The organism is Acetobacter zythi, assembly GCF_963921165.1.
Classification (GTDB): Bacteria; Pseudomonadota; Alphaproteobacteria; order Acetobacterales; family Acetobacteraceae; genus Acetobacter.
Window position 1 is genome coordinate 458,762 of record NZ_CAWUEO010000001.1, and the last position, 12,269, is coordinate 471,030.

At 59.9% G+C, this 12,269-nt stretch carries 15 protein-coding genes; 8 read left to right on the forward strand and 7 right to left on the reverse strand.

The annotated features are described in order from the left end of the window. The first annotated feature begins 15 nt into the window (after nucleotides 1-15). Nucleotides 16-3,279, forward strand: coding sequence for an AsmA-like C-terminal region-containing protein (locus tag AABE20_RS02240; RefSeq protein WP_338331613.1), 3,264 nt, complete (start codon nucleotides 16-18; stop codon nucleotides 3,277-3,279). 75 nt (nucleotides 3,280-3,354) lie between these two features. On the opposite strand, the gene AABE20_RS02245 is transcribed toward AABE20_RS02240, so the two are convergent. The 4 genes from AABE20_RS02245 to aat all read right to left on the reverse strand — a co-directional run bounded on the left by AABE20_RS02245 (nucleotide 3,355) and on the right by aat (nucleotide 6,180). Then, nucleotides 3,355-3,954, reverse strand: coding sequence for a hypothetical protein (locus AABE20_RS02245; protein WP_338331614.1), 600 nt, complete (start codon nucleotides 3,952-3,954; stop codon nucleotides 3,355-3,357). Between the two features lie 46 nt (nucleotides 3,955-4,000). Beyond that, the gene (locus tag AABE20_RS02250) at nucleotides 4,001-4,669 is read right to left on the reverse strand and encodes a hypothetical protein (protein ID WP_338331615.1); all 669 of its coding nucleotides are present in this window, start codon (nucleotides 4,667-4,669) and stop codon (nucleotides 4,001-4,003) included. Beyond that, nucleotides 4,669-5,463 carry a DUF4412 domain-containing protein gene (locus tag AABE20_RS02255; protein ID WP_408740576.1) on the reverse strand — a complete coding sequence of 265 codons (795 nt, stop codon included), beginning with the start codon at nucleotides 5,461-5,463 and terminating at the stop codon, nucleotides 4,669-4,671. Before AABE20_RS02255 ends, AABE20_RS02250 begins: the two co-directional genes overlap by 1 nt. Nucleotides 5,464-5,538: 75 nt before the next feature. Beyond that, the gene (aat, locus tag AABE20_RS02260; protein WP_338331616.1) at nucleotides 5,539-6,180 is read right to left on the reverse strand and encodes a leucyl/phenylalanyl-tRNA--protein transferase; all 642 of its coding nucleotides are present in this window, start codon (nucleotides 6,178-6,180) and stop codon (nucleotides 5,539-5,541) included. Nucleotides 6,181-6,357: 177 nt separating this feature from the next. Here aat and AABE20_RS02265 point away from each other — a divergent pair, with 177 nt between their 5' ends. Continuing rightward, nucleotides 6,358-7,332: a 2-hydroxyacid dehydrogenase gene (locus tag AABE20_RS02265; protein WP_338331617.1), complete on the forward strand. Its 975-nt coding sequence runs from the start codon at nucleotides 6,358-6,360 to the stop codon at nucleotides 7,330-7,332. A 26-nt stretch (nucleotides 7,333-7,358) separates the two neighbouring features. Continuing rightward, entirely contained in the window at nucleotides 7,359-7,529 is a 171-nt protein-coding gene (locus tag AABE20_RS02270) for a hypothetical protein (protein ID WP_338331618.1), read from the forward strand. Between the two features lie 68 nt (nucleotides 7,530-7,597). Here the strand turns inward: AABE20_RS02270 and AABE20_RS02275 are convergent, their stop codons facing one another. Further along, nucleotides 7,598-8,422, reverse strand: a complete 825-nt coding sequence (locus tag AABE20_RS02275) for an EcsC family protein (RefSeq protein ID WP_338331859.1) — start codon at nucleotides 8,420-8,422, stop codon at nucleotides 7,598-7,600. 247 nt (nucleotides 8,423-8,669) lie between these two features. Between AABE20_RS02275 and AABE20_RS02280 the strand changes: the two genes are divergently transcribed. Together AABE20_RS02280 and AABE20_RS02285 are read left to right on the forward strand one after the other, a co-directional pair. Continuing rightward, nucleotides 8,670-9,368 carry a hypothetical protein gene (locus AABE20_RS02280; protein WP_338331619.1) on the forward strand — a complete coding sequence of 233 codons (699 nt, stop codon included), beginning with the start codon at nucleotides 8,670-8,672 and terminating at the stop codon, nucleotides 9,366-9,368. A 107-nt stretch (nucleotides 9,369-9,475) separates the two neighbouring features. Further along, nucleotides 9,476-9,811, forward strand: a complete 336-nt coding sequence (locus AABE20_RS02285; RefSeq protein ID WP_338331620.1) for a protein tyrosine phosphatase family protein — start codon at nucleotides 9,476-9,478, stop codon at nucleotides 9,809-9,811. An 88-nt stretch (nucleotides 9,812-9,899) separates the two neighbouring features. Here AABE20_RS02285 and AABE20_RS02290 read toward each other — a convergent pair whose 3' ends face one another. After that, the gene (locus AABE20_RS02290) at nucleotides 9,900-10,319 is read right to left on the reverse strand and encodes an EVE domain-containing protein (RefSeq protein ID WP_338331621.1); all 420 of its coding nucleotides are present in this window, start codon (nucleotides 10,317-10,319) and stop codon (nucleotides 9,900-9,902) included. A 1-nt stretch (nucleotide 10,320) separates the two neighbouring features. Next, complete coding sequence (locus tag AABE20_RS02295) at nucleotides 10,321-10,614, reverse strand: YciI family protein (RefSeq protein ID WP_338331622.1); 294 nt, start codon at nucleotides 10,612-10,614, stop codon at nucleotides 10,321-10,323. 180 nt (nucleotides 10,615-10,794) lie between these two features. Here AABE20_RS02295 and AABE20_RS02300 point away from each other — a divergent pair, with 180 nt between their 5' ends. The 3 genes from AABE20_RS02300 to ccmE are packed head-to-tail and all read left to right on the forward strand — an operon-like array spanning nucleotide 10,795 to nucleotide 12,253. After that, a complete protein-coding gene (locus AABE20_RS02300; RefSeq protein WP_338331623.1) occupies nucleotides 10,795-11,568 on the forward strand; it encodes a heme ABC transporter permease in 774 nt (257 codons plus the stop codon). Further along, entirely contained in the window at nucleotides 11,565-11,726 is a 162-nt protein-coding gene (locus tag AABE20_RS02305; RefSeq protein WP_338331624.1) for a hypothetical protein, read from the forward strand. The genes AABE20_RS02300 and AABE20_RS02305 overlap by 4 nt, the downstream gene beginning before the upstream one ends. Next, nucleotides 11,723-12,253, forward strand: coding sequence for a cytochrome c maturation protein CcmE (gene ccmE / locus AABE20_RS02310; protein ID WP_165990658.1), 531 nt, complete (start codon nucleotides 11,723-11,725; stop codon nucleotides 12,251-12,253). The genes AABE20_RS02305 and ccmE overlap by 4 nt, the downstream gene beginning before the upstream one ends. Nucleotides 12,254-12,269: the final 16 nt, after the last annotated feature.

Below are 12,269 nucleotides of genomic sequence, written 5' to 3' on the forward strand. Positions count from 1 at the left end.
TAAAGGCTTGCTGCGTTGACTTCCAACGGTCAAGAGACCTCCCCTCCCCCAAGAACAAAAATTCCGCGTGCACTCGCCATTGGGGCCTGTGTTCTGGTGGCCTCGCCATTGGTGGGAATTGCAGCACTTCTGGGCTGTATGGCGTTTGGCCCGCTCGATATTACCCCGCTTGTGCGGCCTTTTCTGCCGATTACAATTATTAAGGGTGGTCATGCACAGCCGCCTGCGGTCAGCCTGCGCCTTGGCCATGCCGAACTCCGCTGGAATGGCCTGCGTGAGGGCATGGGTGTGCCCATAGCCGTTGTTTTGCAGGACCTTAATTTTATTGCGCCGGGCAACCCCCACCCCAACACCGTGCGCGAGGCGGACGTAACGCTGGACCCGCTGGCCCTGCTGCGTGGCAGCATACGGTTGCGTAGCATCAATATTAAAGGCGTGCGCCTTGCCCTGCGCCGCGCCCATAATGGTAGCGTGGAGTTTGATCTGGACCTGCCGCCCGCCCCCCAGACCCAGCAGACCAACACGCTGGAAACCTACGGGCTGGAACACGCCCGCATAGAAGACGCCACCATAAGCATGGATGACCGTCTGACCGGCACCCACTGGCTGGCCTCCAACATTGGGGTCGACCTGCGCCTGCGCACGGTCGGGCGGGCCACGGGTGTAACCGGGTCTGTCCAGTTGAGCATAGCCCCACAAAACGACCCCGGCACACAGCTGGTGCTGAAGGCCCATGGCGCACCAGCCGATAACGGCAGGCAGATTGTGTGGCGCCTGAGCACCAACGCACTCAACCCCGCCACATTTGCCCCCCTGCGCCCCGAACTGGCCAAAATAGACCTCCCCCTGAGCATTACGGCGGATACGCATTTTACCGCCGCAGCCAAAACACCATGGATGCTGCCCAACGCACTGGAACTGACCACATCCATTGGCGCAGGCCATGTGGAGGCAGGCGGCACACGTTATGAGGTAGACCACGGCACGGCCAATATGGTCTTGTTACTGAACCAGACCAAAACACAGTCTGTTCCAGCCCAGATGACCATTCCCTTTGCGCACCTGCTGCTGCGCAACCCTGGCACCCCCGATGATGCAACGCGCGCATTGAGCGTGAACCTGAGCGGTTTCCTTAACGCATCCGACCTTATGCAGCCCAAAAGCGTAGAAGCCCGGCTCACCACCACCATTCCCCATGTCTCGTTTGCGGACCTGACCTATTACTGGCCCACCCTTGCGGCCAAGGGGGGCAAAAAATGGGTTACGGAGAACATAACAACTGGCGAAGCCACCAACCTTGTCACTACGGCGGAGTTGGGGAGCACCCAAGGCTGGAACGGCATAAAGCTGACCAACATACAGGGCGGGATTGACGCTACGGGCCTGACCATCCACTGGCTGCGCCCCATTGCCCCCCTACAGGGGCTGGACGCACGGCTGGATATTGTAAACCCGGACAAGCTGAGCATCCACTTTGACCACGGCTACCAGCAGGTGGACCTGACAGGCAAAAACGTGGGCCAGACCGGCACCGGCCGGATTGAGGCAGGCCCCGGCACCATGGACATTGTGGGACTGACCAAAAAAGACCAGACCGGCATTATAGAGACAGACCTGCATGGTCCTTTGCAGGATGTGATTGCGCTGCTGGCCGAGCCACGCCTGCACCTGCTCTCCCGCCATCCGCTCAGCCTGACCCACCCGCGCGGTGCGGCCAGCCTGCATCTGGGCCTGAGCCTGCCGCTGATCAGCCGCGTGACCATTAATGACATGACCATTCAAAGCCATGCCGATGTGGCCCATGCCGCGATCGGTAATGTTGTGGCCGGGCGCGATGTGACCAATGCCCGCTTCGGGCTGGACGTAACCACAGACGGCCTTGCCCTTGCCGGGCATGGCGTGATTGGTGGCCTGCCATCCGACCTGACATACGACATGGATTTCCGCACCCTGCCGCCAGACGCGGTGGCGGAAAAAGCCCACCTGACATCCCGCATCACGCCAGATACAGCCTTGGCCGCAGGCATTGCCACAGGTGAACATTTTGGTGGCAGCGCGGACCTTGCGGTGGACTACCAGCAACTTGCCAACCATACAGGCACGGTTGGCCTTGATCTGGACCTTGCCCGTGCGGACATCCGTATTCCCATGTGGCACAAAACAGCAGGGCAGCCCGCTCAGGCCACTGCCACACTGGATCTGGACAAGGGCCAGATCACCAATGTGGACCACCTTCAGGCTTCCGGGCCAGACCTGAGCGTTATTGGCAAGGCGCAGTTGCGGGCCGGTCACGCACCCGAACTGATTATCTCATCCTTCAAAATCGCGCGTTCAAACGGCCATGCCAGATTGGTGCTGCCACATAACCAGTCTGGCAACATGATCCATGTTGGCGTCTATGCCGACACGCTCGACCTCTCCCCCCTCATGAGCAGGGATGAACACGAACAGAATGCGATCGAGGCCAAAAAACCGGCCAACTACCATGTGCCAGAAGCAGCAACCGGCAAACTGCACGGCCCGCCCGGCACCGCATGGGCCATTGACCTGACCGCCAACCAGCTCTGGTACAGCAAGAACAAACAGCCCCTGCGCACCGTACAGGCCTATTTTGAAGATAACGGCCTGCGGCTGGAAAAAATGCGCTTTACCATGCGTGGCCCCGTACCTGCGAGCATGACCCTTACCCCCACCGGGGCCAACCGCACCCTACACGCCCATATTCCCGACATGGGGGCATTTTTGGCAGCCTTTGGCATTCTGCCAGATGTTAAAGGGGGGCAGGCCATACTGGACGGCACGTTTGATGATACCGAACCAGCCGCGCCATTTAGCGGCAAGCTCAGCATCACTCCGTTCACGCTCAAAAAAGCGCCGACCTCTTTGCAGGTCGCCCGCAATATCTCTCTTTACGGCTGGCTGAATGCGCAGGACGCCAACGACTTTCTGGTCACGCACTTCAACATGCCCGTAACGTTTGAAGATGGCGTGCTGGAAATTCATGATGGCACAACAGGCAATGGCGCCCTTGGCGCTACGCTGGAAGGCAAGGTCAACCTTGACCGCAACAGTATTGACCTGCACGGCACCGTAGTGCCGGTTTTTGCCATTAACACCCTGCCCGGCAAACTCCCGGGCATTGGCAGACTGTTCAGCCCGGAAAAAAATGGCGGGCTGCTGGCTATTACCTTTGGGGTTACGGGCAATCTGGAAGACCCGACCCTGCACATCAACCCCTATTCCATTTTTCTGCCCGGCGCATTGCGCGAGATGTTCTGAGCAGAATACTCCTCCCGCACTGCATGCGGTTGTTCATGCCATGCGGGGGCTAACAGCCCGACACCACCGCCATAGCTAGTGCGCATGCCGTTGTGAGGGCAGGTCAGACGCGGCATCGCGCGAGGCGGATGTATCCACCCCATCCCCCGCATCTGGCAGGTCTGCATCGCTTTCTTGCAAAAAAACCGGGTCCTGCACGGTCCGGTTCAGAGACACGCTGAGCGCGCCCGCGTGGATCAGATCACGGAGGGAGGCATCCTCGTCCGCCATATCGGTGTCCACGCCATTTCCGCTGACCTCGCCCACGGCATGCAGGACCAGCCCGTTATGGGGCCGTACCTTCTCGCGCAGCCAGTGCCGGGTGTGGGAGACAACGCTGGACGCATCGGCCGCCATGCAGGGCTGCATGTGGGTCAGGGTTATGGTTTCGGTCGTAACAATAGCCTGTGCGGGAGCAGCATGCCCTGTGGGGTTGGTCTTGCTGGCGTCATCCGTTGCGAACACAGTACCGGAGGGCACAACAACCAGCGTTTGCGGCTGTTGTGCGGCCTGCTCCGTTATGCAGACCGTGGTTGGTCCATTTACCGCCTGTGCATGCGCGGTTGTGCGCGCCCCCCCAAAGGCTGCGCATAACGCAAAGACTAACGCGGTGCGGCCATAGGTTGAGTTGTGCATTCCATGCCTTTCCTGCCTTTGTCACCAATGGCCACATACCCTTGCGTCAGGGGTGTGCCGGAGCCTCCTGCCGCAATCCGGGGGGAATAACAAACAGGCTGTCAGGCTGGGCTGTACGCTGCACACTCAGCGCGCGCACCGTAATCTGCCCCCCCTGCGCGACCTGAAGCAACACCCCATCCGCTGTGTAACAGGCATCCGTTGGGTGGCCATCCGTATCTTTTGTGCGCCATACTGTGCACTGCTCACCCGCCACAACGGAACTCCCCAATCGTGCATAGGAGCCGACCATTGCGGGCTGCCCCGGTGGGGTTAACTGCTGTGTGCCCGGCACAGGCATGATACTGACCCGCTTGCGCCCGTTATCCACCACGCTCAAAGTTCTGTCGCGCCATGAGGTCAGCATGAATACGGCGGATTTATCCGGGTCCAGCCGCTGGCGCAGGGTGGCAACCTGCCAACGCATACGCTGGCGGGTACTGACATCCCCTTGGGGGGAGGCCAGTTCGTACTCCACATCCACATCTACCGAAGGGGTAATGGCTGGAGCTTCCGCCGGTGGTTCACCCTCGGCATGGGCGGATGTTGCAGGTGTTTGCTGTGGCGTCGCCACCTGCTGCGCATGGGCCTGCCCACCAGCCAGACTGGCCAGTGCCAGCCCACAAGCCGCAACGACCAGAGCACTATGCGGCCCTTTTTTGGAACGGAGCACCATTACCGGGTCTCCCCTTCTGGGTTGGTATTGCCTGTGGGCAGGCTGGTAGCGGGGCCAACGCCAGTTGCTGGTGTTTCGGGCTGGGTTGGTGCATCCGAACGGGGGGAATGGGGGGTTACTTCCAGAAAACCCTGTGGGGGTTCAAAGGCGCTGACCGGCACAGTATCGTAAGCGACCTTCATGGCGCGCAGGCTGCCATTCAGCCCGTCCACATCCACCCCATCCTGCTGGAGCACAAAGCCGTCATCCGTTACGCAGGTTGAGGCCTTGCCCTGAGCGGAGACCGCCTGCCATGTGGTGCAGGGCTGGCCTGCCACCACATCGCTCCCCGTTTTGGTGAACTGCATGGACATATCGAGCAGGAAAGGGTTGCGTATCCCCTCCTGCTGCACCAGCCGGGTGTAAACGCGCCGGTCGTTAATAATGACCAGCACCTCCTGCGCCGCACGGTTGATAATAACCGCGCCACGGCTTTGGTCCCCCTCCATGCTGGTCATGTAGTTAATCCGCATTAACCCGCCATCCCCTGAATACAGAACCTGCACATGGCGGCTTGCAACGGGCGTGTCTGCCTTGGCGCCAGCCTGTAGGTCCTGCTCGGTCGGGCGGGGCTGAAAAACATAGTCAATAACCGCATCGCGCCCCGGTGTCAGGCGGGGGTGGTCGGTGGCCATCTGGGCATACAGGGCTGGGGCGATCATGGCAGACACGGAGGGAACACTTATGGCGCACAGGCCAAGCACACGCAGGCCACGTTTGCAGGCCGGTAAAAATCTGTCTGTCACCAAGTCCATCTCCATATCTTTTTTTGGCCCACACGGTTTGAGCACACGGTTTAAGCCCACCGGCTTATAGGGTTTGTGGCAGCGTTACATGCTGCGTATTTCGGCTTCGAGCATATCGGGTGTCAGCGTATCGGACCAGCAGGGCTGCATGCATACCGCGCGCTCAAGCTGCTGTTTGTATTCTGCTGCCGGTATTTCCACCCCACCAAAGCGGGCAAGGTGCTCCGTACCGAACTGCGTATCGAGCAGGATAAAGCCAGTCAGGCGCAGGCGGGCAACCAGATGGACAAGGGCTACCTTGGAGGCATCGGTGACCCGGCTGAACATGCTCTCGCCAAAAAACACACCGCCAAGGGCTACGCCATACAGCCCGCCCACAAGTGCGCCATCCACGCGGCATTCCACACTATGGCCAAAGCCCATGGTGTGGAGCGCACAGAACAACTGGTAAATACGGCTGTTGATCCACGTACTTTCCCGCCCTGCGGCGGGGGCGGCGCACCCACGCATGACAGCGGGAAAATCCCGGTCCACACACACCTCGAACCGGCCGGACAAAACCGTGCGGCGCAAACGCCGGGGAACGTGAAAACCCTCCAGCGGCAGAATACCGCGCGGGTCGGGGTCATACCAGCTCAGGGTCGGGTCGTCCTCCCCCTCCGCCATGGGGAACAACCCTGCGGCATAGGCCCCCAGCATAAGCTCGGGTGTTAGGCCATCTGCCATGCCGGGTCTGCTCCCATGTGTTTTTCCCTGCGTCTGGTCCCGTGCAACCGGTTTTTCCCGCACTCGTTATCAACCATAGGCGGCTTGTGGTGTGGCGCACCTGCTGCGGTATGCTACCCTGCCCAAAGAATAAATACATCCCTGCCCGGCCCACCATGCACCACCATGGAGATTTTTGTGACCATCCAAGCCCCGCGCCTGATCCGCTCCACCCGCCTGCTGGATGCCGTAGAAAACCGTATCCGCACCGAGTTTGATGCCCCCCCGCCGCCAGACCATGCCCTGAGCACGGCTGAACTGCTGGAACTGGCGCATGCCTACCAGCCCTTTGCCGTGCTGGTCACGCACACATCCCCCCTTAAAGGCGCGGATGTGGCTGCCCTGCCGGAGAGTGTAAAACTTGTTGCAACGGTAAGCGTAGGGCTGGACCACCTTGATGTGCCCGCCCTGCTGGCGCGCAATATTGCCGTCTCCAACACCCCGGATGTGCTGACCGACTGCAATGCCGATCTGGCGATCATGCTCATTCTGGCAGCCAGCCGCAGGGCTGCGGAATATTATACGCTCATGAAAGCCGGATGGGGCCGCGCACTGGGCATGGGGGAAATGCTGGGCCACCGCGTAAGCGGCAAGCGTTTGGGCATTGTGGGCATGGGCCGCATCGGTCAGGCCGTTGCAAAGCGCGCCCGTGGGTTTGATATGTCCATTCTCTACCACAACCGGCGGCGGCTGGACGCGGCGGAGGAGGCTGGGGCCACCTATTTTGAAAAGCTTGAGGACATGCTGCCGCACTGCGACATTCTGACCCTGCACATGCCCGGCTCCCCCACCGTCCCGCCACTCATCAACGCCCATACGCTGGGCCTGCTGCCGCGCGGTAGCGTGCTGGTCAACGCCGCCCGTGGCTCCTTAATTGATGAAAGCGCACTGATTGCAGTCCTGCGCTCCGGCCAGCTTTTTGCTGCGGGTCTGGACGTTTTCCATAACGAGCCTAACCCCAACCCCGCTCTGCTGGCCTTACCCAACCTGTTTATGACCCCCCACGTAGGCAGTGCTACGGTGGAAACCCGGACCGCCATGGGCATGCTGGCACTCGATAATGTTGGCGCACTGGCGGCTGGCAAACCCCTGCCCTCCGGTGTAAGCGCGTAAGACAAAAGCCAAGGAGAACCACCCCCATGACCATGCGGCTCTTTTGTGTTCTTGGTATTGGTATTTGCGCGCTGCTCTGGTACCCGGCCTTTCATTATCAGGGCACTTTGCGGGTGCTGGGCATCAGCTTTTTGGGCATGGCCGTTCTTGCGACCTTTATAGAGCGCTCAGGCCCACCCGCTCACGCCAAAAAATAACATGCCAATACAAAACAGGGCCGCATCACGCGGCCCTGTTTTTGCATCTGGTCTCGGTCAGCCAATACTCAGAGCTTTTCGCGCCCTTCAAGGCTATCACGCAGCGCAAGGGCGGTATCGCGCACCACCGGGCCATGCTCACGCTCCAGCCTGCGAATGGTAAAATGTGCGCGGGCCAAAGCACGGTAGTGGTTGAAAAACGCCGTATTGAGTGACGCACCACACAAAGCGCCCGCAACAGGCATAAGCTGGACAGAAATTTTTTGCCCCAGCGCCAGACCGTAATGCGAGGCCACTTCGGCGATCAGCATCACAACCGGGCGGCCACGCAGAACCGCACGGGCCGAAAAATAGCCCAGTTCGCTCTCTTCCCCATTCCGGCGGTTGGGAAACGCCTTGAGCGCAAACACTTCCAAGCAGGCGCGCCGGGCATCCGGCTCGCTCAGATCTTCGCCTTCCTCCCGTGCAATACGGGCAATCTCGCGCATGATGGTCAGGGTGGTAAACCCGATATCTGGCGCAAGCCCTGCAAGCCCAGCAAAACCACCCACAGCCCCCGACACGGCCACTGCGGCCTGTAGGCCCGATGTGCGCCACCGCGAGTCTTCCATGGCGGTATCGGTCGGGCCTTTCATGCCCAGCACCGCAACATCAAACGCACGGGTAATGGCTGTTTCGGCCAGTCCGCGCAGTTTTTGCTCCATGTTGGGGGCCATACCCAGACCACGCATGCCCAAACGTGCGGCATGGCCAACAGCACCGCCCATAAGGTCCGCCAAACGCACCAGAACGCCACGCCCGGATTCAACTGCGATCAGGGCTGTTTCCAGTTCCCCCAGGTCGCGGCCACTCAGTGCTAGCGGAGTCAGGGCGTTGCCTGCTGTTTCCTTCATGCTCATACGTGCCTTTCCTGTCTGCTACCTGCCTCATTTACAGCAAATGCGACAACCGGCGCTGCCAGAGCGCCGTATGCTATGTATTCGCGCTGATCATAACAGGCTGATCATATGAAAAACAGATGACCTGTTACAACGCGCCCCCGGTACCCACGCAAACAACGTTGTAAGCGTGGCTTTAAGCCCTTACACAACGCATGAAGAATCTGGCTTAACGCCGTGCCGCTTTTAAGGAGCTTTCCTCATGGCTGGTTTTTTCCGTTTTTTTTCTCCGCGTGCAAACGCCTCCAAGCCGGGCCGTAGCCTAAGCCGCCTGAGTTGCGTTGCCTCTGTTCTGGCCTTGGCCGCGTGCGCCACACCAGAACAGAAAACCTACGACATGGCTCTGGCCGATGCCCGCACGGACCCAAGCCTGTGCCAGTCCATCCGTTACTACCCACTTCTGGCACAAGCATGGCAGAAAGCCCACATGGGCGGAGATGCGGACATGCAGGACGCTTCTGCCCCGCCGCAGGGCAGCCTGCCGCACATAAAAGTTACGGCGTCCACCGCCATGCCGGACGTAAACTTTCCGCCCTATTCCCAACGCTCCTGCCACATGACCGTTCAGGCGGGCAGCCATGCGCCAGAAACCGGGTTCATGACCGTTGCCTACTTCATGCATAACGGCAAAGTGGATACGTCTCTGGTCAAATGGAACTCCGATAGCGAGGTCTCCAAATACTATGATGAGCTGAAGGCCAAAATCAGCAGTGGTGTGGACATGAACAACCCCACGCTCAAGGCCTGCATGACACACTACCCTGCCTTGCAAACCAACAGCACGGACCCATCCGTACAACAGGCCGCCGTAAGCCTGCGCGCCCTGCTGGTCCGCCACTGCCTTGCAGACCATGCCGCCCTTAAAAACCTCTATTCCGACATGTACTTTATTCACCGTTAAACACCACGGCTGACCCATACCCAACATGCCAGCACAGCCCTTGCATTGAGGCCCAAAACCCTCATCCTGCTCGGGTCAGGCTCACTGCTTACAGGATTACAGGCCCCATGAAGTACCAGTCCATTGCCCCCAACTTTGCCGTAACAGGCCAGATCGCACTCAGCGATATTCCCACAATCAAGGAAGCCGGGTTCAAAACCGTTATCTGCAACCGCCCCGATGGCGAGGAAGCAGGCCAGCCCACAGCCGAAACCATTGGTGAAGCCGTGCGTGCAGCCGGGCTGACCTTTATTGCCATTCCCATAGCGTCAGGCGTGCCCCCCACCTCTGACGTGGTGATTGAAACGCAGGAAGTGCTCAACACCCTGCCGGGGCCATATTTTGCCTATTGTCGCTCCGGCAACCGTTCCGCGCAGGCATGGATGCTGGCCACACAGGGCTGATCCACGCCAACACGCACAAAATGACAAAGGCCGCCCGGTTGGGCGGCCTTTGTCACAATAATTTGATAACGGTGTGAACAGAGCGGTTTCAGCCCTGCTCCCTCCACCCGCCCATCTGGCAAAGTTCCTGCCAATGCTCCGCCGAGACAGGGCAGACAGACAGGCGGGACTGCCGGACCAACGCCAGTTCCTCCAGCCCCGGTTCGGCCTTGATCTGGGCAAGCGTTACCGGCGTGGGCATGGGGCCAACCGCCTTAACATCCACACACACCCACACCCCGGTTTCGGCCGTGGGGTCGGGGTAGGCTGCGCGCACCACCTCCACCACCCCCACAATCGCGCGCTGCACGTTGGAATGGTAGAAAAAAGCCCTGTCCCCCACGGCCATGGCGGCAAGGTTCTTTTTGGCCTGATGATTCCGAACTCCGGTCCATGGCTCTACATCGTTTGCAACCTGCTCGTCCCAGCTAAAGGCGTCAGGCTCGCTCTTTATCAGCCAGAATGCCATGTTATTCAGCCAGTTGCCCATCGCGGAAAACCGTGCGCAGCGGGCGCACGACCACGCTCTCAAACAGGTCGACCTTGGCGTAGGGATCGGCTGCGGCAAAGCCTTCGGCACTGGCACGGTCTTCGGCTTCAAGCAGGATTAGGCTGCCACAGGGTTTGCCGTCTGCATCCAACTGCGGACCACCAAACTGGATGGCCGCCTTGTTCAGCTCCAGAAAGGCCAGATGCTGCGCACGGGTAGCCATGCGCAGGGCCAGAGAGTCGGGGCGATCCGTACAGATAATGGCAAACAACATGCCTCTTTTTCCTTCTGTTGTGTCTTACGGGCATGGTCGCCCATGAAGAACTGCATCGTGTCAGAACGCTTATAATGATATAAAGGAGACGGCAGCAGTCCCACTTTGAGACATATCGCCCCCTACGGACAAGGGTGTATTCCCTTGCCCATAAACCAGACAGACGGAGCGGACCAACTTTTGAGCGCCTCACCGACCTTTGTCGCGCGTACTGGCAGTTTTTTCCACCGGTATGCCAACCCCGGCCGGTTTCTCAAGCTGGGCGCGCGCCTTCAGCCCTGGCTGACATGGCCTGCCATTGCCTTTACGCTTGTGGGTCTGGGCTGGGGATTGTTCTATTCCCCCGCCGACTGGCAGCAGGGGGATTCCGTGCGCATTATGTATGTGCATGTGCCCGCCGCCATGCTGGCATCCGGCGGATATGCCGGGCTTGCCCTGTGCGGCCTGCTCTCGCTGGTCTGGCGCCACCCGCTGGCAGACCTTGCCGCGGTGGAAATAGGCCCGGTTGGGGCCTGCATTACCGCATTATGCCTGGCAACCGGCTCCATCTGGGGCAAACCCATGTGGGGCACGTGGTGGGTGTGGGATGCGCGCCTGACCTCCGTGCTGGTCCTGTTTTTTCTCTACCTTGGGCATATCGCCCTTATTCGCGCGTTTGATGACCCGCAGCGCGGCTACCGGGCAGCAGCCATTCTGGCACTGGCCGGGGCGGTGGATCTGCCGATCATCAAGTTCAGTGTGCAATGGTGGAATACATTGCACCAGCCAGACAGCATTACCATAACAGGAGCGCCCACCATGTCCGCTTCCATGCTGTGGCCGCTTGCCCTTTCCACCATTGGGTTCTCTCTGGGCTTTGCCGCTCTTGTTGTTGCCCGCACCCGTGCGGCAGTCATGGAAAGTCGTATTCGCGCCCTGCTTTCCTCCCCCCGCCGGGGTGGAGGGGCCGCATGACCCACCTTCCCTACATTGTTGCCAGCTACGGACTGGCCGCCATTATGGCCCTTGTTCTCTCCCTTGGTGCGGCATTCAGGCTCAAACGCGACCGGGCCAGACTGACAGCCCTTGAGCAGACCCATAACCGCAACGCAGGAACACCCCTTACCCCATGACCCGCAAGACCCGTCGCCTCTGGCTTGTCATTGCCTGCGTTGCCTGCCTTGGCACTGCGGCAGCCCTGATCCTGCGGGCTTTTTCTTCCGACATTGTTTTTTTTGTAACACCGTCTCAGGTTGAAGCCTCGCCCCCACCAACCGACCGTACGGTCAAGCTGGGCGGCATGGTTGTTGCTGGCTCGGTCAAGCGTGAAAAACATGGTGAAACCCCGGTCGCAACCTTTGCCGTAACCGATGGTCAGGCCGCCGTTACCGTGCATTACGAAGGGATTTTGCCCGACCTGTTCCGCGAGGGCCAGAGTGTGGTCGCCATTGGCACGGTCCAACCGCCGCACGAATTTATGGCAAGCGAAGTTCTGGCCAAGCATGATGAAACCTACATGCCCAAGGAAGTGGCCGAAGCCTTGAAAAAATCCGGCAAATGGGACCCCCGCTTTGGCCCGCCCCCCAGTGCGGCAAGCTGGAACAACATGACCGTGCAGGACGCAAGCAAAACTCTGTCCGCCCCCGCTGCACCAAACTGAACAGCCTGAAAAAGAA

Bases quoted from the DNA above. Each gene is read 5' to 3' on its own strand.
- AABE20_RS02245 (WP_338331614.1), bottom strand. From the start codon at position 3,954: ATGCACAACTCAACCTATGGCCGCACCGCGTTAGTCTTTGCGTTATGC.
- AABE20_RS02250 (WP_338331615.1), bottom strand. From the start codon at position 4,669: ATGGTGCTCCGTTCCAAAAAAGGGCCGCATAGTGCTCTGGTCGTTGCG.
- AABE20_RS02255 (WP_408740576.1), bottom strand. From the start codon at position 5,463: ATGGACTTGGTGACAGACAGATTTTTACCGGCCTGCAAACGTGGCCTG.
- aat (WP_338331616.1), bottom strand. From the start codon at position 6,180: ATGGCAGATGGCCTAACACCCGAGCTTATGCTGGGGGCCTATGCCGCA.
- AABE20_RS02270 (WP_338331618.1), top strand. From the start codon at position 7,359: ATGACCATGCGGCTCTTTTGTGTTCTTGGTATTGGTATTTGCGCGCTG.
- AABE20_RS02275 (WP_338331859.1), bottom strand. From the start codon at position 8,422: ATGAAGGAAACAGCAGGCAACGCCCTGACTCCGCTAGCACTGAGTGGC.
- AABE20_RS02280 (WP_338331619.1), top strand. From the start codon at position 8,670: ATGGCTGGTTTTTTCCGTTTTTTTTCTCCGCGTGCAAACGCCTCCAAG.
- AABE20_RS02285 (WP_338331620.1), top strand. From the start codon at position 9,476: ATGAAGTACCAGTCCATTGCCCCCAACTTTGCCGTAACAGGCCAGATC.
- AABE20_RS02290 (WP_338331621.1), bottom strand. From the start codon at position 10,319: ATGGCATTCTGGCTGATAAAGAGCGAGCCTGACGCCTTTAGCTGGGAC.
- AABE20_RS02295 (WP_338331622.1), bottom strand. From the start codon at position 10,614: ATGTTGTTTGCCATTATCTGTACGGATCGCCCCGACTCTCTGGCCCTG.
- AABE20_RS02305 (WP_338331624.1), top strand. From the start codon at position 11,565: ATGACCCACCTTCCCTACATTGTTGCCAGCTACGGACTGGCCGCCATT.
- ccmE (WP_165990658.1), top strand. From the start codon at position 11,723: ATGACCCGCAAGACCCGTCGCCTCTGGCTTGTCATTGCCTGCGTTGCC.